The sequence below is a fragment of the Porphyrobacter sp. GA68 genome (assembly GCF_022605525.1).
In the GTDB taxonomy this organism is placed as follows: Bacteria; Pseudomonadota; Alphaproteobacteria; order Sphingomonadales; family Sphingomonadaceae; genus Qipengyuania_B.
On sequence record NZ_JAKQYJ010000001.1, the window covers coordinates 1,284,458 to 1,301,741 of the forward strand.

Consider the following 17,284-nt stretch of genomic DNA (forward strand, 5'->3'; position numbering starts at 1 on the left):
CTAGTCGAGGGCGCGCTGGCTTACGGGCGCATAGCTGCGCGGCGGTTCGTCCAGGCGAAAAGGCTGAAGGCGTCCGGCCATGCCCTGCCCCGGCTGTCCCACCACAAATGTCCGCGCCAGCGGCGCCGCGCCGTCCACCGTGACCACCAGTCGCAGCAGGGGAACGAACAGGCTGGCGGCTCCCTGCCGGATGGGAATGACATTGCTGAGCGGCAGGGTCAGAGTGCCCTCGACAGTCTGCGTCTGCGCCGGCGCAAGCCGGTCGACCCGGTGCAGGTGCGGCAGGGCGACGGCGGCCGAGGCGATCTGGCTTTCCAGCGGCTGCGAACCGTGCGCGGCGACGAGTTCCCCGGACACGACCACCCCGTTGAGCGCTTCGCGGGCGCGGCTGCGCAGCGTGATGCGGTAAGACAGCGTCGCGTTCATGAAGCTGCGGGTAAGTTTCACGGCGGCAAGTTCGATCCTGATCGGCTCGGGAGACGCGGACGGGCTTGCCACGTCCGTTCCTGGGGCGGAGCCGACGACCGGTCTTTCGATGGTCAGCGGGCGTGCGGCTGCCGCGCGGCGCCGCCACCAAAAGCCCGCTGCAAGCGCGGCGCCCACGGCCAGAAGACCGATTGCCCACACCGGCAGAAAAGGTTCATCGGCCAGCGCAGCGTCCGGCTGGTCCTGCAACGCGGCGGATGAAGGTGACGCAGACGGGGCGGGTATAGCCGATACCGCCGCGCCCGCCGGCGGGATGGTTGCTTGAGCGGCAGACGCCGGCTCCTGCGGCATCGGTGCGACGGTTGGCTCTGCCGGAGGTGTAAGCGGCGTGGGTAGCGGTCTTTGGGGCGCACGGCCTTCAGGCGCCGGCCGCGCGAGCGGGGCCGCAGGTGTCGGCAGCACCGGCGCAGCCTCGGGCAGGGCAACGGGCGGGCTGGGTGCGGCAGACGGGGCGGCCGTCGACCGGGGTGCGATTACCCGCGGCGCCGCCGGAACCGGCCCGCTGTCGTCCACCGGCCCCTGAGCCCGGGGCGCCGGCGTCTCGCGGGCGGGAGGCGGCAGACTGAACTCGCTCAGCGGCGGTGACGCCTGCGCCAAGGCTGCGGACGGCAGGAAGCTGGTCAGAACAAGGACAATGAGGTGGCGCATGGGATACGGTTCGATGGGGCGGGAATTACACGGTTAAGCCATGCGGCGGGTGAATAGGTGGTGAAGCCGGTTTGACCAAGCGTTCGCTTGCCCAGCTGCGCGGAAAGCGGCAGAGGCGCGGCATGAGTGACACACCACAGCCGCGCTTCCTCGGTCAGACCAGCGCCTTGCCCGCTTCCCCTGAAGAAGCCCGGCTCGACTACGTGCCGAACCCGCGCGGCGATGCGCTTTATCTGGTGCGCTTCGCCGCGCCGGAGTTCACCTCGCTCTGCCCGGTGACCGCGCAGCCGGATTTCGCCCACCTCGTCATCGACTACGCGCCCGCCAAGACAATCGTGGAGTCGAAGTCGCTCAAGCTGTTCCTCGGCTCGTTCCGCAATCACCAGGCGTTTCACGAGGATTGCACGGTCGGGATCGGCCAGCGGCTGTTCGCGGAGATGCAGCCCCGCTGGCTGAGGATTGGGGGATACTGGTATCCGCGCGGGGGCATTCCCATCGATGTGTTCTGGCAGAGCGGTCCGCCGCCGGATGGATTGTGGCTTCCCGACCAGGGTGTTGCGTCCTATCGTGGGCGCGGTTGACCGGAGACAGGACGATGCGGGACAGGTTGCCGAAATACGCTTTGTGGCTGGCGCTCGCACTCCTCGGGTGGTTCTTCATCGCCGCGTTCTTCACGAAGTGGGGATTGATCGGCTGGCGGACCGGGTTTGGCTTCATGACCGTGACCGCCGGACCGATCCTGATCGCCATTGTCGCTCTGGTGGCGGTCGTCGCCCTGGTGCTGGCCCTGCGGCAGCGGCCGCGCGGTCCGTGGTGGAAAGCCGCGCTGGCGCTGGCCATACCACTGGTCCTGTTCGGCGGGCTGGCGGTGGCGCAGGCGCGCGGAGCGGCCGCGCCGCCGATCCACGATGTTTCGACCGACGTGATCGACCCGCCGCAGTTCTCGGTCCGCACTATGGCGCTTCGGGAAAGCGTCGATGCCAATCCGCTGGTCGATTACGGGACGCCCCTTGGGCAGATGGACCCCTGGCGGGAACGGGTCTCCGGCGAGATGGCAATCAAGACCCATGCCGATCTCATGGCCGAACACTACAGCCGCCTGCGCCCGATTGCGACCGGCCGGGTCAGTCAGGCACAGGCGCTGGATGCGGTGGTGGCGGCGATGGCCGACATCGGCCTGCAGGACATTCGCCGTGATCCGCAGGCCGGCACGGTGGAAGGCGTGGCGGAAACCTTCGCCTTCGGCTTTCGCGACGACGTGGTTGCGCGCGTGCGCGACGGACGCATTGACCTGCGTTCGGTCAGCCGTGTCGGCGTGTCCGACCTCGGCTACAACGCCGCTCGGCTGGAGCGGTTGTCCAGCGCGATCCGCCGGCGCCTGCCGGGCTGAAACGTGGCCCTTTGCCGGGGGCGCTGAAACGGAGATGTGAGGGAGACGGTGCCGGCTGCAGGATTCGAACCCGCGGCCCCCTGATTACAAATCAGGTGCTCTACCAACTGAGCTAAGCCGGCGCACCGGTGTGCCCCTTGCGTCAGAACGCGCCAAAGGTCCAGCCCTCTGTTCGGGCAATCGCCCTGGTCAGCCCTGCCGGATGCCAGAGCCAAGCATCATCCGCCACGCTTCGCAGCCACGCTGCGGCCAGCAGAGCGTCAGTGCGGTGGTCATCCAGCGACCCGTTGCCAGTCACCGGCGGAGAGCCGATGCAGGCCAGCGCGTGATTCAGGTCCTGATGGCTGCGCATCTTGGCCCTTGCAGCGGGACGGCCGGCGGCCATCGCGGCGATGGCGGTGTAGATTTCCACGATCACCGGCCCTCGTGCGGGCACCGGATCAATCGGCCAGACGGGAATGCGTCCGGCCAGCCGATGCAGCACCCGCATTCCCGTGAGCGATGCCTTGCCGACCTGCGCCGCGCCGACAAGATTGAAGTTCGAGTACGGCTTGCATCCCATGCGCTCCTGCGCCCGCTCGGTGACGCGGAAGCGGCCGCGCCCGTGGGTTGCCCCGTCGCAGCGGAATTGCGCTCCCTCGCGTCCGCCGTGGCGGCGGAAATATGGTGCGAAATCGGCGTCGTCGACAAAGGAACTGGCCGCGAGGTGCGGATCGGCGGCGCATACTTCATCAACCAGCGCCCACAGCCCTTTAGCATCTGTCGGACCCGGCACGGCAGACGGAAAGTAGGCGCCGCAGTCGACAAAGGGCAGGCTGATGCCAAGGTCCAGTCCGATCAGCGTGTCGCCTGCCAATTCGCCGCGCAAAAGGTGGAGGATGTCGCCTCTCGACCAGCCGCCCCTTGGCGCCTCTGCCAGCCTTGGCGGTCCGTCCGCCTCGCACACGGCCATGGCAATCCCGGGATGCCGCTCTCCCGCCGCGCCGGACCAGTCGATCGCGGCGAACCTTGTGAAACGCGGCTTCACAGGTCGCTGGGCATTACTTCACCGGCTGCGTGCATGGCGCACTCTTCACCAGGCTGGTATAGGTATCCAGCACGGCCTGATTGACCGCATCCCAGCTGTACTCGGCCGCGTGCGCCAGTCCGGCCGCTCCGTGGCTCCGCCGCAGATCCGCCCGGCGGCAGTACGGCTCCAGCGCGGCGGCAAAGGCAGCTGCATCGCCCGGCGGAACAAGGCGTCCGGTGACACCGTCGGTAACGAGGCTTGCGCTGCCGGTCGCGCCGGCCGCGACCACGGGCAGGGCGCATGCCATGGCTTCCAAGGTCACGTTGCCGAACGTTTCGGTCACCGATGGATTGAAGAAGATGTCCGCACTTGCCAGCGCGCGGCCAAGATCGCTGCCCACCTGAAAGCCTACGAAAACGGCGCCGGGCACCGCCTGCTCGAACCACGCGCGCGCGGGACCATCGCCGATCACAAGCACGCGGTGCGCAACCTTGCGCCGGTTCAGTTCGGCAATGGTGGCGGCGAACACATCCAGCCCCTTCTCCATGACCAGCCGGCCGAGAAAGGCTATGACAACCTCGCTCTTGGCGATGCCAAGTTGTTCCCGCCACTGGTCGCAGCGCCGGTCCGGACTGAACACCTCCCGATCCACCCCGCGGGTCCAGATCGACACGTGCCGATTCATCCCCTGGCTTCGCAGCGTCTCGACCATGCTGGGCGAGGGGGCGACCAGGGCGTCGCAGCGATTATAGAACCGGCGCAGCCCCAGTTCGATGGCCGGTTCCAGCCACTCCATGTTGTAGTAGCGGGGGTAGGTTTCGAAGCGGGTGTGGACCGAGGCAAGCACCGGAACTGCTCGCTTTCTGGCCCAGCGCACCGCAGCATGAGCGGCGGGGTCAGGCGATGACACGTGAACCACATCGGGCGCGAATGCCTCAAGGTCGGCCTTCGCCGATCCCCACAGGCCCAGAGGCATCCGGTATTCGCCGCGCCCCTTTACCGGCACCCGCACGCTGGGCAGGTGGACGAGTTCGCCGGTTGGGGCGAAATCCGGGTTAGCCACGGTGGGCGCATAGATCCGCACCGCGACCCTGCGTTGCAGCAGAAAGCCGACGAGCCGGTTCAACGCCTGGTTCGCTCCGTCACGAGTGTAATTGTAGTTGCCGCTGAACAAGGCAATGCGAAGGTCGGCTGGTGTCATACCGGGTCGTGCCATAAGGGCAGAGCAAAGGCTTGGCGAGAGTATAACCCGCAGCCGCATCCCGCCCCGCCCTTGACTAAAGGCTTGGCGCCTTTACGCAGACGGCGGGCCACGCGGTCCCAACGCCGCGCGCGCTCTCTGCAAGGAGAGAATGGATGACACACACTCCGCCAATCCGCAAACCTGCGCGACCGTTCTTTTCCTCCGGCCCTTGTGCCAAGCCGCCCGGCTGGTCCCCGGACAAGCTGGACGTGGTGTCGCTCGGGCGCTCGCATCGCTCCGCGCTGGGCAAGGCGCGCCTCAGGCTGTGCATCGATCTGATCCGCGAAGTGCTGCAAGTACCCGACACGCATCGGATCGGCATTGTTCCGGGGTCGGATACCGGGGCGGTCGAAATGGCGATGTGGACCATGCTGGGTGCGCGCCCGGTGACAGTGCTTGCATGGGAGAGTTTCGGCGAAGGATGGGTCACGGATGCGGTGAAGCAGCTACGCCTCGACCCGACGATACTGCGCGCTGATTACGGACGGCTGCCCGATCTTTCACAGGTGGATTGGAACAGCGACGTCGTTTTCACCTGGAACGGCACTACCAGCGGCGTCAGGGTGCCGGACGGCGAATGGATTGCGGCCGATCGCGCCGGCCTCAGCATCGCGGACGCAACGAGCGCCGTGTTCGCGCAGGATATCGCCTGGGACAAGACGGACGTGCTGACCTTCAGCTGGCAGAAGGCGTTGGGCGGCGAAGGCGCGCATGGCGTTCTTGTGCTTGGGCCGCGCGCGGTGGAACGGCTGGAAAGCCATGTACCCGCCTGGCCGCTGCCCAAGCTTTTCCGCCTCACGAAAGGCGGCAAGCTGATCGAAGGCATTTTCACCGGGGAAACGATCAACACACCCTCCATGTTGTGCGTGGAAGACGCGATCTGGACGCTGGAATGGGCGCGGGGCATCGGCGGCCTCCCCGAAATGAAGCGGCGGGCGGATGCCAACGCGGCGGCGCTCGATCGGCTTGTTGCGGAACGGCACTGGCTCGGCCACCTTGCCGATGACCCGGCGATCCGTTCCAACACCAGCGTCTGCCTGACGGTGGAGGGGGCGGATGCCGCCTTCATCAAGCGGTTTGCGGCTGTGCTGGAAGAAGAAGGGGCTGCATACGACGTCGCCAGCTACCGCGACGCGCCGCCTGGCCTTCGCGTTTGGTGCGGGGCGACGGTCGACGCGGCCGACATAGAGGCGCTGGGTCCGTGGCTCGACTGGGCGTGGGCATCCCTCAGGCAGTAGGCGAAACGGTGCCCGTCGCGGCAAAACCGCAGCGCGCATCGCTTTTCATCCGTTGAGAGTTCCGGCGGGTGCCGGTTTGACGAGGTAAGCACATGACCAGACCCAAAGTCCTAATTTCCGACAAGATGGATCCCAACGCCGCGCGCATCTTCGAGGAGCGCGGATGCGATGTGGATGTCATTACGGGCGAAACTCCCGAGCAGCTGAAGGCCCGGATCGGCGATTATGACGGCCTCGCGATCCGCTCATCTACCAAGGTGACGGCGGACATCCTTGCGGCCGCCGGCAGGCTGAAGGTGATCGGCCGCGCCGGCATAGGCGTGGACAATGTCGACATTCCCGCCGCCAGCAGCCGCGGCGTGGTCGTGATGAACACACCGTTCGGCAATTCGATCACGACTGCCGAACATGCCATTGCCCTGATCATGTCGCTGGCGCGGCAGATCCCGGAGGCAGATCGCCGCACGCAGGCCGGTGAGTGGCCAAAGAACGCCTTCATGGGCGTTGAGGTCACGGGGAAGGTGCTGGGCCTGATCGGTGCCGGCAACATCGGCTCCATCGTCGCGGCGCGGGCGCAAGGACTGAAGATGCGGGTCATCGCGTACGATCCGTTCCTGACCCCAGAGCGTGCGGTGGAGATCGGCGTCGAAAAGGTGAGCCTTGAGGATCTGCTTGCCCGCGCCGACTTCATCAGCCTCCACACGCCTCTGACGGATGAAACGCGCAACATCCTGTCGGCGGAGAACCTCGCCCGAACAAAGCAGGGTGTGCGCATCGTCAACTGCGCGCGCGGTGGCCTGATTGACGAGGCGGCGCTGAAGGCCGGACTGGACAGCGGCCATATCGCCGGCGCCGCGCTGGACGTTTTCGCGCAGGAGCCGCCGCCGGCCGACCACCCCCTGTTCGGCGCTCCCGGCTTCATCTGTACGCCGCACCTTGGCGCCTCCACGACCGAGGCGCAGGTCAACGTCGCCTATCAGGTGGCGGAACAGATGGCCGATTACCTGGTCAACGGCGGAGTCGCGAACGCGCTCAACATGCCCTCGCTTTCGGCTGAGGAGGCGCCGCGCCTCAAACCGTACATGGCGCTGGCGGAGAAGCTGGGTTCCCTGGTCGGGCAGCTGGCGCATGGCGAATTGTCGCGCATCTCCGTGGAACTGGAAGGCGGCGCGGCGGAGCTCAATCCCAAACCGGTCACCGCCGCCGTTCTGGCGGGACTGATGCGTCGTTTCAGCCAGTCGGTGAACATGGTCAACGCGCCGTTCCTCGCCAAAGAACGCGGTATGGAAGTGCGCGAGGTGCGCAACAGCCGTGAAGGTGCTTACAATACGCTGGTCCGTGTGACGGCCGCCACGGGGCAGGGCGACCGTTCCGTTGCCGGTACGCTGTTCGGCAAGCGCGCGCCGCGCCTGACCGAGATTTTCGGGGTCCGGATCGAGGCCGACCTCGCCGGCGACATGCTTTACATCGTGAACGAGGATGCGCCCGGGTTCATTGGCCGCATCGGATCCCTGCTGGGTGAACACGGCATCAACATCGGCAACTTCAATCTAGGCCGGCGCGATGCGGGCGGAGAAGCGGTGGTGCTGCTCAGCGTGGACCAGCCCATCCCGGCAGAGGTGGTGAAGCAGGCGTGTGCCCTGCAAGGAGTAAGGGTCGTGACGCCCTTGCATTTCACCTGACGGGTCGTAGCGCGGTGCGGGTAGACAGCGTCGGATCGATGAGACCAGTTCCGGAAGAGGACGCGACACAGTGACACAGCCCGACGACCTCCTTCCTGCCGGTCTGGCCGACGCCTTGCCGGCCGAGGCCGCTGCCCAGACGCGCATCATGCGCAATGCGCTCGATGTGCTCCACGCCCACGGCTATGACCGGGTGCGTCCGCCCCTGATCGAATTCGAACACTCGCTGGCGGGCCGGATGGAAGGCGTCAGCGTGCGGCGCATGTTCCGCTTCGTCGATCCCGCCAGCCTGCGCACTCTTGCCCTGCGGTCCGACATGACGCCGCAGATCGGCCGCATCGCCGTGACCAGCCTGGCCGACCGGCCGCGTCCGCTGCGGCTGGCGTATGCGGGTGAAGTTGCGTTGATCCGGGCGGACCAGCTCGACCCCGCGCGTCAGCGGTTGCAACTGGGTGCCGAACTGATCGGTGCCGACAGTGTTGCTGCCGCTGGAGAGATAGTGTCTCTCGCCATCGAGAGCTGTCAGGCCGCAGGCGCAAGCGACCTGACGCTGGATCTGACGTTGCCGGACTTGGTGGACACCCTCGCCGCCGGAACCTTTCCCCTCGCGGCAGACCAGCTTGAAGTTGTGCGGCGCGAGCTGGACATGAAGGATGCCGGCGCCCTGAACGATGCAGGTGGCGCAGATTACCTGCCGCTCCTGTATGCCGCCGGACCGTTCGCCAACGCCGTCGATCGGCTTGCGGCAATCGATGCGGGCGGCGCTCTGGCAAGCCGGATCAGCGGCTTGCGGGAAGTTGCGGAAAAGGTTGCGCAGATGTGGCCGGATGTGACCATTACCCTCGATCCCACCGAACGGCATGGCTTCGAATATCAGAGCTGGTTCGGCTTCACGCTCTATGCCGAAGGGGCGCGTGGCGCCATCGGTCGCGGCGGCACCTACTGCATCCGCGGCGCTGACGAGCCGGCAACCGGCTTTTCAGTCTATCTCGAACCGCTGCTTGAAGCGCTGAACGGTTCGGGCGAGGCGGCCGATCGCCGGCTCTTCCTGCCGCTGGACCATGACCGGCAGGCCGCGGCAAGGGCGCGGGCGCAGGGCTGGCGCACCGTGGCCGCATTGTCCGAGCATGATGAGGCCGCAGTGCTGGGATGTTCGCACACGCTGCAGGACGGCGAAGTGCGGGAAGCCGCCAGCCGCTACGCCTAGTATTGCCCTCCGGCGGCTGTCCGCAGTTAAAGCAGGCGGACGGTTGTCCAGGTTGCCACTCAGTTTACCTCGTCCGGGTGCTCTCCGATGCGTCCATTCGCATCGTCCAGTTCGTCGATACGCGCCATCTGCTCCTCGGTCAGTTCGAAGTTCAGGGCGGCGAAGTTCTGTTCCATGTGCTGCCGACTGGCCGCCTTGGGCAGGGTGCTGAGCCCGTGCTGGATATGCCAGCGCACGATAACCGCCCCGGCGGGTTGTCCGGTTTCCTGCGCCACCGATCGCACCGCATCGCTGTCGAACGCCCGACCCTTGCCCAAGGGCGACCAGCTTTGCGTCACGATCCCCATGTCGTCATGCAACTGCCGCAATTCACGCTGCTGGAAGTGCGGGTGAAGCTCGATCTGGTTGATGGCGGGAGTGACGCCGGTTTCGCTGACCAGCCTTTCCAGATCCTGCGGGCGGAAGTTGGAGACGCCAATGGAATGGGCCAGCCCTTCTTCCCGCAGTTCAACCATCGCCTTCCAGGTATCCAGGTAGCTGTTCTTGGCCGGGCAGGGCCAGTGGATCAGCAGCATGTCGACGAAGGACCGGTTTAGCCGCTGCAAGGAATTGGCGAATGCCCGTTTCGCCCGCTCGTACCCCTGGCTGTCGTTCCACACCTTGGTCTGCAGGAAGATGTCGCTCCACTCCCCGATGCCTCGCCCTACGCCGCCCTCGTTGCGATAAATCGCGGCGGTGTCGATCAGCCAGTAGCCCACTTCCAACGCCTGGCTGACGATTCCAGGCGCTTCGTCATCCGTAATACGCCAGGTGCCAAAACCCAGTTGCGGGATCTGCCGGTCGTCGTTGAGCTTGAGGGTCGGCTGTTCGGACATGCGTGTTCCTTTCGTGTCTGCCCTTCCAAACACTCCTGCTCTCGTAAATGCCCCCGCCTTGTGCGGCAAAAGAGGCGTTCCCTACATCGCCCGGCCATGCCATAGGCCGCCGCCGGGCCGACGCCCTTGAGCCGCCGGTGCAGGTTTCGCTTCAGGACCGTGTAACACCCGGTCCAGGTGTCCGCCCGTGCGAAGCATCGATGTGAAGGAAGGAAGTGGCTGTGGCCAATGTGACGGTGATCGGCGCCCAGTGGGGTGACGAGGGGAAGGGCAAGATCGTCGACTGGCTCGCGGCCCGTGCCGACGCTGTGGTCCGCTTTCAAGGTGGACACAATGCCGGCCACACCCTGGTGATCGACGGCACCACGTTCAAGCTGTCGCTGCTGCCGTCCGGCATCGTGTCGGGCACGCTGTCGATCATCGGCAACGGGGTGGTGCTCGATCCATGGGCGCTGCGTGACGAGATCGCCCGGCTGGAGGGGCAGGGGGTCCGGATCACGCCCGACAATTTTGCGGTGGCTGACAATTGCCCGCTGATCCTGCCGTTGCACGGCGAACTGGACGCTCTGCGCGAAGCGGCGGCTGGCAAGGGGAAGATCGGCACAACCGGGCGCGGCATCGGCCCGGCTTACGAGGACAAGGTGGGCCGCCGTGCCATCCGCGTCTGCGACCTGGCCTACCTGGACGCGCTGGACCCGCTGCTCGACCGGTTGTGCGCGCATCATGATGCCCTGCGCGCGGGGTTCGACCGGCCCGCGGTCGACCGGGCGGCGCTGAAGGCCTCGCTGGCAGAGATCGCGCCATCCGTTCTGCGCTTTGCGCAGCCGGTCTGGAAACGATTGAAGAAGGTTCGTAAGGCCGGCGCGCGCATCCTTTTCGAAGGCGCGCAGGGCGTGCTCCTCGACGTTGACCACGGCACCTATCCCTTCGTCACTTCCTCCAACACGGTCAGCGGCGCTGCGGCGAGCGGATCGGGCCTTGGCCCGGCCAGCACAGGCTTCGTGCTTGCCATCGTGAAGGCCTATACCACCCGGGTCGGTTCCGGACCCTTCCCCACCGAACTGGAAGATGATGTGGGGCAGCGACTAGGCGAGCGAGGGCACGAGTTCGGCACCGTCACCGGTCGCAAGCGCCGCTGCGGCTGGTTCGACGCGGTGCTGGTGCGCCAGTCCTGCGCCATCAGCGGGGTGACGGGGATCGCGCTGACGAAGGTCGATGTGCTGGACGGGTTCGACAAGGTGCGCATCTGCACCGGCTATCGCCTGCGTGGCCCCGATGGACAGATGCGGGTGCTCGATTACTTGCCCGCCCACGCGGCGGATCAGGCGTCGGTTGAGCCGATTTACGAGGAGCTGGACGGCTGGACGCAGACCACCGCCGGAGCGCGCAGCTGGGCCGACCTGCCCGCCAACGCGATCAAATATATTCAGCGAATCCAGGAGCTCATCGAAACTCCGGTCGCGCTGGTTTCCACCAGTCCGGAACGGGACGACACCATCCTGGTGCGCGACCCGTTCCTGGACTGAAAATTCTGCCACCGCGTTAGGGTGCGATTCACCATGCAAAGCCGTGCGGCAGCGAGCTTTTAATCTCCTGCTAACCCTAAGCGACTGAAAAGCCTCAGCAAAGATACTTGACCTGATCCCCATTTGTTCGAAACATGTTCTCCGGCACTTAGCAGGAGATCAGGGATGTTTCTGGAAGAGATCACGTACAGCACCGAACCTTTCGAGGAAGGAACGCGGCGGGTGGACGCCTGCGTGTTTGCCGAAGATGAGTTTCAGCGCCGCAGGATCGCCGAAGGGTGCGGTCAAAGCGGCCTGTTCGTGCAGAAACAGGATGATCTGAGCGGTCTGGCCGAAGTGGTGCGAGATGGGCGTTCAGGCGAACTGGCCGAAGCCATCATCGTTCATGTACCGCAAGCCGATGCGCGGATGCTCGCCACTCTCGCCCAGCTTGACAGCGACCTTGCCGACACGGGCAAATGGATCGTCGTAATCACCACCCTGGTCAGCCTGGATGACGTCTTTGGCTGTCTGGGGCAAAGCACGTTCAGCATCCAGGTGCGCCCGAGCGAGGCGGAACAGGTGATGCTGTTCACCCGAGTGCGTGCCGTTCTCAGCGCCACGGTGGTGCGCGAGCTTGAGCAGGAGGACAGGCTGGCGGTCATTCGCCTGACGGAACAGGTGGAAGCCTTGATGCGCAACATGTCCAACTGGGGAGCTGGCGCCCCGGAGCCGGGCGGAACTGTGATACCCATCGGCAGCGCTTCGGCTGGCGGCGAAGAGGCGCAGGGCGGCGCCGGGCAAAGCCGCCGCACACGCGCACCCTTGCCCGATCCGCGCCTGGTGCGCGCCGTGCTTCGCCAGCGGCAGAAACGCAATCAGCTGTTCGGGGCAGAGTTTTTCGCGGACCCGGCATGGGACATGCTTCTCGACTTGACGGCTGCCCGGGCAGAGCATCAGCGGGTGTCCGTCACCTCCCTGTGCCTCGCCTCGGGAGTTCCCGCCACGACCGCCCTGCGCTGGATCGGACAGATGGTCGATGCCGGCATGTTCCAGCGGGTGAAGGACACTGAAGATGGCCGGCGTGCCTTCATCGAGCTGACCGACCGCAGCGTGGAAGCCATGACGCGCTATTTCGCCGATCTGGCTCCGGCCGAGGCGATGGCGGCATGATGCGGGCTTAGTGCGGGCGGCGCTGGCCGGAACGCTGCCGGATTGGCTCTACCGCGCTTGCCCGGCATCGTCGGACAGCCAGTCTGGCACCCGCTCCGCCGCCATGATCGCATCGGGCGCAATCCTGTCAGCCACCACGGCGAAGCGGTCTGCGTCGACCAGCACTTCGGGAACGAAGCCGCGCGAATTGTAGCTGGAAGCCATCGTGGCGCCATACGCTCCGGCGGTGCGGAATACCGCGAGGTCGCCGCTCTCCAGCCGGTCGATCTCCCGTCCCGTGGCAAAAGTATCGCCGGTTTCGCAGATCGGGCCAACGATGTTCGCCACCATGCGCGCGCCAGACGCGCGGACAGGCATAAAATCGTGCCAGGCACCGTACATGGCCGGGCGGGCGAGATCGTTCATAGCCGCATCGACCACCACGAAGGGATTTGCGGCCCCGCGCTTCACCCGTACCACACGCGTCAGCAGCACCCCTGCGTCACCGACGATGATCCGGCCAGGTTCGAAGATGAGGCGTACGTCCCAGCTGCGGGTGACGCGCGCGACCATTGCGGCATAATCGGCCAGTGACGGAAACATCTCGCCCTGCCGGTATGGAATACCTAGCCCTCCGCCAAGATCGACGCGGGTGATTGCATGGCCCTTCTGCCGCAGACGCGTCACGAGGTTCCCCAGGCGGGTGAAAGCCCGCTCAAGGGGGGCAAGATCGGCCAGCTGGCTGCCGATGTGCAGCGCCACTCCGCACGGGGCGAGGCCGGGCAGGGTGGCCATGCGGTCGTAAACCTCGACAGCCTCGGCCAACGGGACGCCGAATTTGCTGTCCGCCTTGCCGGTGGAAATCTTGTCGTGCGTTCCCGCGTCGACGTCGGGGTTTACGCGCAGCGCGCAAACGGCCTGAACGCCGCGCGCAGCGGCAATGGCGGACAACTCGTCCGCTTCCTCGACGGACTCGATGTTGATCTGGCCAATCCGCTCTTCCAGCGCCAGGGTGAGCTCGGCTGCCGTCTTGCCCACGCCGGAAAAGACGATCTTGTCCGCGGCGATCCCCGCCGCCCGCGCCCGGCGCAGCTCGCCGCCGGAAACCACGTCAGCGCCGAACCCCTGCGCTGCCAGGACACGCAGCACGGCAAGGTTCGGATTGGCCTTGACGGCGAAGGCGCAGAGGGGATCGCCGAGTGGCGCGACCGCATCTCTGAATGCCGTAGCATTGCGTTCAAGCGCAGCGCGGGAGTAAACGTACACCGGCGTCCCAACTTCGGCGGCAATGCGGGACAGCGGCACCTCTTCGGCGTAAAGTTCGCCGGCGACAATCGGAAACGGGTTCATCGCCGCGCCTGTTGGCGGGAGCGATGGCGGTTGTCGAGTGCCGGCATGCTTCGTCGGGCCAGCATCTACTGGACCAAGTTACTCCGGCGACAGATCGAACGGATCGTCTTCTCGCGGTTCCGACCGCGTCCGCAACTCCTCGCTGCGGGCGGGCACCGCCAGGGTCGGCACCTCCAGCAGCGTTCGCGCATCCAGCCGTTCGCTGAGGCCGTATGGCGCGGGAGGCAGGGTCATGCCCTCGGCTGGCTCCAAGTCCGTCCTGGTGGCGCAGGCGCTGAGAGCCAGCAAGATCACGGCGATGGCGGCTATCCTGGTCATCTGTTCAACTCCTCGCGCGCCTCGGCCACACGCGCCCTTACCTCGGCCGGCGCGGTTCCGCCATAAGACCGCCGGGCGGCGACCGATGCCTCGACCGACAGGACGGCATAGACCCGCTCATCGATCCTGCCGTCGATCGCGCGCAGTTCGTCCAGTGGCAAGTCTGCCAGCCCGACACCCAGAGCCTCGGCCCGCTTCACGGCCGTTCCGGTGATGTGGTGCGCTTCCCGGAAAGGCACGTCGGCTTCGCGCACCAGCCAGTCGGCGAGGTCGGTCGCCGTCGCGTAGCCGAATTCCGCCGCTTCGCGCATCCGCTCCGTCACGAAGGTTGTGTTCGCCACCATTCCGGACATTGCGGCGAGGCACAGGTCCAGCAGGCCCGCTGCTTCAAAGACCGGCGGCTTGTCGTCCTGCATGTCCTTGGAATACGCAAGCGGCAGCCCCTTCATCGTCATGGCGAGACCGACAAGGCACCCGGTGATCCGGCCAGCGTGACCACGCACCAGTTCCGCGGCATCCGGATTGCGCTTCTGCGGCATGATGGAGCTTCCGGTGGAAAGCTGGTCTGGCAGACGCACAAACCCGAACGGCTGGCTTGCCCACAGCACGAATTCTTCCGCCAGGCGTGACAGGTGAAGGGCGCACTGGCTCGCCGCGGCGAGGTAATCCAGCGCGAAGTCGCGGTCGGACACCGCATCGATGCTGTTGCGCATCGGCCCGGTGAAGCCCAGCGCCCGCGCTGTCGCTTGCCGGTCGATGGGAAAGCCCGTTCCCGCCAGCGCCGCAGCCCCCAGCGGGCATTCATCCGCGCGCGCCCGCGCATCGGCAAAGCGGCTGGCGTCGCGACGCAGCATCTCGTGATAGGCGAGCAGGTGGTGGCCGAGCGTCACCGGCTGGGCGGTCTGCAGATGGGTGAATCCCGGCATGACGCTCGCCGCGTGTTCGTCCGCCTGCGCGATCAGCGCCCGTTGCAGCGTGGCGATCCCTGCGAGCGCCCGGTCGGTCGCTTCGCGTACCCACAACCTGAAATCGGTGGCGACCTGATCGTTGCGGCTGCGCGCAGTGTGCAGGCGGCCCGCCACCGGACCGATCAATTCGGCAAGCCGGCTTTCAACCGTCATGTGGATGTCTTCCAGGCTCCAGTCCTCCGGCACGCCGGTGGCGGCATATTCCTGTTCGATCTGGCGCAGCCCGTTGGTGATGGCGGCCACATCCTCCTTTGCGAGGATGTTCTGGTCGCCCAGCATCGCCACATGCGCCAGGCTCGCGGCGATATCCTGGCGCCACAAGGCCTTGTCGAAGGGGATGGAAGCATTGATTTCGCGCATGACCGCGCTAGGTCCGGCGGCGAACCTGCCGCCCCACATGCTGTTGGAGCCCGTCTTGTCCCGGCTATTATCCACTATTGCCCTTGTCCTTGGCCTGACTGTGGCTGGATGCGATACGGCGGGCGAGCGGCAGGCGCAAGAAAGCCGCGCAGCGGATGCCGCCACGCCGGGGGAAGTGGACCGCAGCCGCGCAGGGGAGATGATCCCGCAGGTGAGCCTGTCCGGCCCGAGCGGGCGGGTGGCAAACTTGGGCACCCTGACGGGAACTCCCGTTCTCCTCAACCTGTGGGCGACCTGGTGCGCGCCTTGCGTGAAGGAGATGCCGCAACTCGACACGCTGGCCGGGCGGGGCGGAGGGCTGAGGGTCATTGCGGCAAGTCAGGATGTGCAGGGAGCGGCGGTGGTCGAGCGGTTCTTCGAGCGGACCGGTGTTCGTCATCTTGAACCTTGGCTCGATCCTCAGAACGCCTTGATGGAAGCGCTGGAGATCGAAACCCTGCCGGTCACGATCCTCTACGATGCGGATGGCCGGGAGGTCTGGCGGATGACCGGTGCATTCGACTGGGCCGGGGATGAGGCGGCTGAACTGATTGCGGAGGGGTCCGCTGGCCCGACCGCAGGGGGTCGGGCAACGCGATAGGCGTGCACGCCCTGTCGCGTGCTAACGATTCAACGTTGACCGGCCAGATAGCGGAGTTGGTGCTGGGCGATGGTGGGTGATGACAGGCTCGAACTGCCGACCCTCTCGGTGTAAACGAGATGCTCTACCAACTGAGCTAATCACCCGCGCCAGTCCGATGCCCCATAGCGGGCCTTGAGGATTGGTCAATCGGCAAACGCTCTCTAAGGCGCGTTGCATGCAGTCGCACATCCTGATCCTGGCCACGGGCGGAACCATCGCGGGGCGCTCTTCGTCCGCACTCAGGCGGGATTACCGGCCAGGGCAGATTGGCATCGGCGAACTGATCGACCGTGTCCGGCCGCTGGCGCCGCAGGCTGTGCTGGAGGGGCGGGAACTGGCGGCCATTGGATCGGAAGACATCACTCCTGACCTGTGGCAGCGCATCTGGACCCAGTGCGATGCCGCCATGCGCGCCGATACGGTGAACGGCATTATCATCACCCATGGCACCGATACCGCTGAAGAAACCGCGCTGCTGCTCGATCTGACGCTGCCCACCGCGAAACCGGTGGTGCTGGTGGGCGCAATGCGGGCGGCGGATGCCGTGGGCAGCGACGGCCTGCGCAATCTGGTCAACGCGATCCGGGTCACGGCGGACGCGGACGCTGCTGGTCGGGGGGTCCTGCTGGTCATGGGCGACAGGGTCATTGCGGCACGCGATGCAAGAAAGGCGCGCACCAGCGGGACCGATGCGTTCCGCGGTTTCCCCCGCGATGCGGTTGCCGCCGTGACGCCGCACTCGCTCGACTGGTTCGGGGCTCCCTGGGCAGCCAGGCGGAGCGCGCGCTTCACCTTTCCCCGGGAATTTCCCGAGGTGCCGATCCTTCACGCCTTTGCGTCGATGGAACCAGATCTGGTCGACCGCATCGTGGGCCCGCAAACACGCGGTGTTGTGCTGGCGGGATTTGGCGAAGGCAACGCGCCGCGCGGCGTGCGCGATCGGCTGGCAGAACTGGCGCGCCGCGGACTGGTGATTGTCAGGGCCAGCCGCGTCGACGAAGGAATTGTCGACCGCGAGCCTGAGGACGACACGGCCGGTTTCGTTGCCGCGCGCAGCCTCGGTCCAGCCAAGGCGCGCGTGCTGCTGCAGGTTCTGCTGGCGAACGGGGTTCGGGACGCAGTGGCGGTGCAGGCGGCGTTCGACGAACGGTAAACGCCGGCGCTCGCCGCA

16 protein-coding genes and 2 tRNA genes are annotated in these 17,284 nt (G+C 66.3%); 9 read left to right on the plus strand and 9 right to left on the minus strand.

Annotated features, from left to right (window positions below):
• The gene (locus LHJ54_RS06415) at positions 1 to 1,134 is read right to left on the minus strand and encodes a hypothetical protein (RefSeq protein ID WP_228243080.1); all 1,134 of its coding nucleotides are present in this window, start codon (positions 1,132 to 1,134) and stop codon (positions 1 to 3) included.
• 122 nt (positions 1,135 to 1,256) lie between these two features.
• Here LHJ54_RS06415 and queF point away from each other — a divergent pair, with 122 nt between their 5' ends.
• Positions 1,257 to 1,715: a preQ(1) synthase gene (queF, locus tag LHJ54_RS06420; RefSeq protein WP_228243081.1), complete on the plus strand. Its 459-nt coding sequence runs from the start codon at positions 1,257 to 1,259 to the stop codon at positions 1,713 to 1,715.
• Positions 1,716 to 1,729: 14 nt separating this feature from the next.
• On the plus strand, positions 1,730 to 2,524 hold the full coding sequence (locus LHJ54_RS06425; protein WP_228243082.1) for a DUF1499 domain-containing protein: 795 nt from the start codon (positions 1,730 to 1,732) through the stop codon (positions 2,522 to 2,524).
• A gap of 49 nt (positions 2,525 to 2,573) precedes the next feature.
• Here the strand turns inward: LHJ54_RS06425 and LHJ54_RS06430 are convergent.
• The 3 genes from LHJ54_RS06430 to LHJ54_RS06440 form a co-directional block, all read right to left on the minus strand.
• Positions 2,574 to 2,646, minus strand: a tRNA-Thr gene (locus LHJ54_RS06430).
• A gap of 20 nt (positions 2,647 to 2,666) precedes the next feature.
• Entirely contained in the window at positions 2,667 to 3,551 is an 885-nt protein-coding gene (locus LHJ54_RS06435; RefSeq protein WP_228243083.1) for a hypothetical protein, read from the minus strand.
• A gap of 13 nt (positions 3,552 to 3,564) precedes the next feature.
• Positions 3,565 to 4,734, minus strand: coding sequence for a glycosyltransferase family 1 protein (locus tag LHJ54_RS06440; RefSeq protein ID WP_228243084.1), 1,170 nt, complete (start codon positions 4,732 to 4,734; stop codon positions 3,565 to 3,567).
• Positions 4,735 to 4,889: 155 nt separating this feature from the next.
• On the opposite strand from LHJ54_RS06440, the gene LHJ54_RS06445 reads away from it, so the two are divergent.
• The 3 genes from LHJ54_RS06445 to LHJ54_RS06455 all read left to right on the plus strand — a co-directional run bounded on the left by LHJ54_RS06445 (position 4,890) and on the right by LHJ54_RS06455 (position 8,903).
• On the plus strand, positions 4,890 to 6,014 hold the full coding sequence (locus tag LHJ54_RS06445; protein ID WP_228243085.1) for a phosphoserine transaminase: 1,125 nt from the start codon (positions 4,890 to 4,892) through the stop codon (positions 6,012 to 6,014).
• A 92-nt stretch (positions 6,015 to 6,106) separates the two neighbouring features.
• Positions 6,107 to 7,696 carry a phosphoglycerate dehydrogenase gene (gene serA / locus LHJ54_RS06450; RefSeq protein WP_228243086.1) on the plus strand — a complete coding sequence of 530 codons (1,590 nt, stop codon included), beginning with the start codon at positions 6,107 to 6,109 and terminating at the stop codon, positions 7,694 to 7,696.
• Positions 7,697 to 7,766: 70 nt separating this feature from the next.
• Positions 7,767 to 8,903, plus strand: coding sequence for an ATP phosphoribosyltransferase regulatory subunit (locus tag LHJ54_RS06455; protein WP_228243087.1), 1,137 nt, complete (start codon positions 7,767 to 7,769; stop codon positions 8,901 to 8,903).
• 59 nt (positions 8,904 to 8,962) lie between these two features.
• Here LHJ54_RS06455 and LHJ54_RS06460 read toward each other — a convergent pair whose 3' ends face one another.
• Entirely contained in the window at positions 8,963 to 9,778 is an 816-nt protein-coding gene (locus tag LHJ54_RS06460; protein WP_228243088.1) for an aldo/keto reductase, read from the minus strand.
• A gap of 221 nt (positions 9,779 to 9,999) precedes the next feature.
• Between LHJ54_RS06460 and LHJ54_RS06465 the strand changes: the two genes are divergently transcribed.
• Positions 10,000 to 11,304, plus strand: a complete 1,305-nt coding sequence (locus tag LHJ54_RS06465; RefSeq protein WP_228244317.1) for an adenylosuccinate synthase — start codon at positions 10,000 to 10,002, stop codon at positions 11,302 to 11,304.
• Positions 11,305 to 11,469: 165 nt separating this feature from the next.
• The gene (locus LHJ54_RS06470; RefSeq protein ID WP_228243089.1) at positions 11,470 to 12,456 is read left to right on the plus strand and encodes a winged helix DNA-binding protein; all 987 of its coding nucleotides are present in this window, start codon (positions 11,470 to 11,472) and stop codon (positions 12,454 to 12,456) included.
• A 48-nt stretch (positions 12,457 to 12,504) separates the two neighbouring features.
• On the opposite strand, the gene lysA is transcribed toward LHJ54_RS06470, so the two are convergent.
• The 3 genes from lysA to argH all read right to left on the minus strand — a co-directional run bounded on the left by lysA (position 12,505) and on the right by argH (position 15,470).
• Positions 12,505 to 13,785: a diaminopimelate decarboxylase gene (gene lysA / locus LHJ54_RS06475; RefSeq protein ID WP_228243090.1), complete on the minus strand. Its 1,281-nt coding sequence runs from the start codon at positions 13,783 to 13,785 to the stop codon at positions 12,505 to 12,507.
• Between the two features lie 78 nt (positions 13,786 to 13,863).
• Positions 13,864 to 14,103: a hypothetical protein gene (locus LHJ54_RS06480; protein ID WP_228243091.1), complete on the minus strand. Its 240-nt coding sequence runs from the start codon at positions 14,101 to 14,103 to the stop codon at positions 13,864 to 13,866.
• A complete protein-coding gene (gene argH, locus LHJ54_RS06485) occupies positions 14,100 to 15,470 on the minus strand; it encodes an argininosuccinate lyase (protein ID WP_228243092.1) in 1,371 nt (456 codons plus the stop codon). The genes LHJ54_RS06480 and argH overlap by 4 nt, the downstream gene beginning before the upstream one ends.
• Here argH and LHJ54_RS06490 point away from each other — a divergent pair.
• Positions 15,430 to 16,071 (plus strand): TlpA disulfide reductase family protein, encoded by a 642-nt coding sequence (locus LHJ54_RS06490; protein WP_228243093.1) that lies wholly within the window; start codon positions 15,430 to 15,432, stop codon positions 16,069 to 16,071. The two genes, argH and LHJ54_RS06490, sit on opposite strands and share 41 nt — an antisense overlap.
• Before the next feature lie 70 nt (positions 16,072 to 16,141).
• Here the strand turns inward: LHJ54_RS06490 and LHJ54_RS06495 are convergent.
• Positions 16,142 to 16,217 (minus strand) — tRNA-Val (locus LHJ54_RS06495).
• 71 nt (positions 16,218 to 16,288) lie between these two features.
• Between LHJ54_RS06495 and LHJ54_RS06500 the strand changes: the two genes are divergently transcribed.
• Positions 16,289 to 17,266: an asparaginase gene (locus tag LHJ54_RS06500; RefSeq protein WP_228243094.1), complete on the plus strand. Its 978-nt coding sequence runs from the start codon at positions 16,289 to 16,291 to the stop codon at positions 17,264 to 17,266.
• Positions 17,267 to 17,284 lie beyond the last annotated feature (18 nt).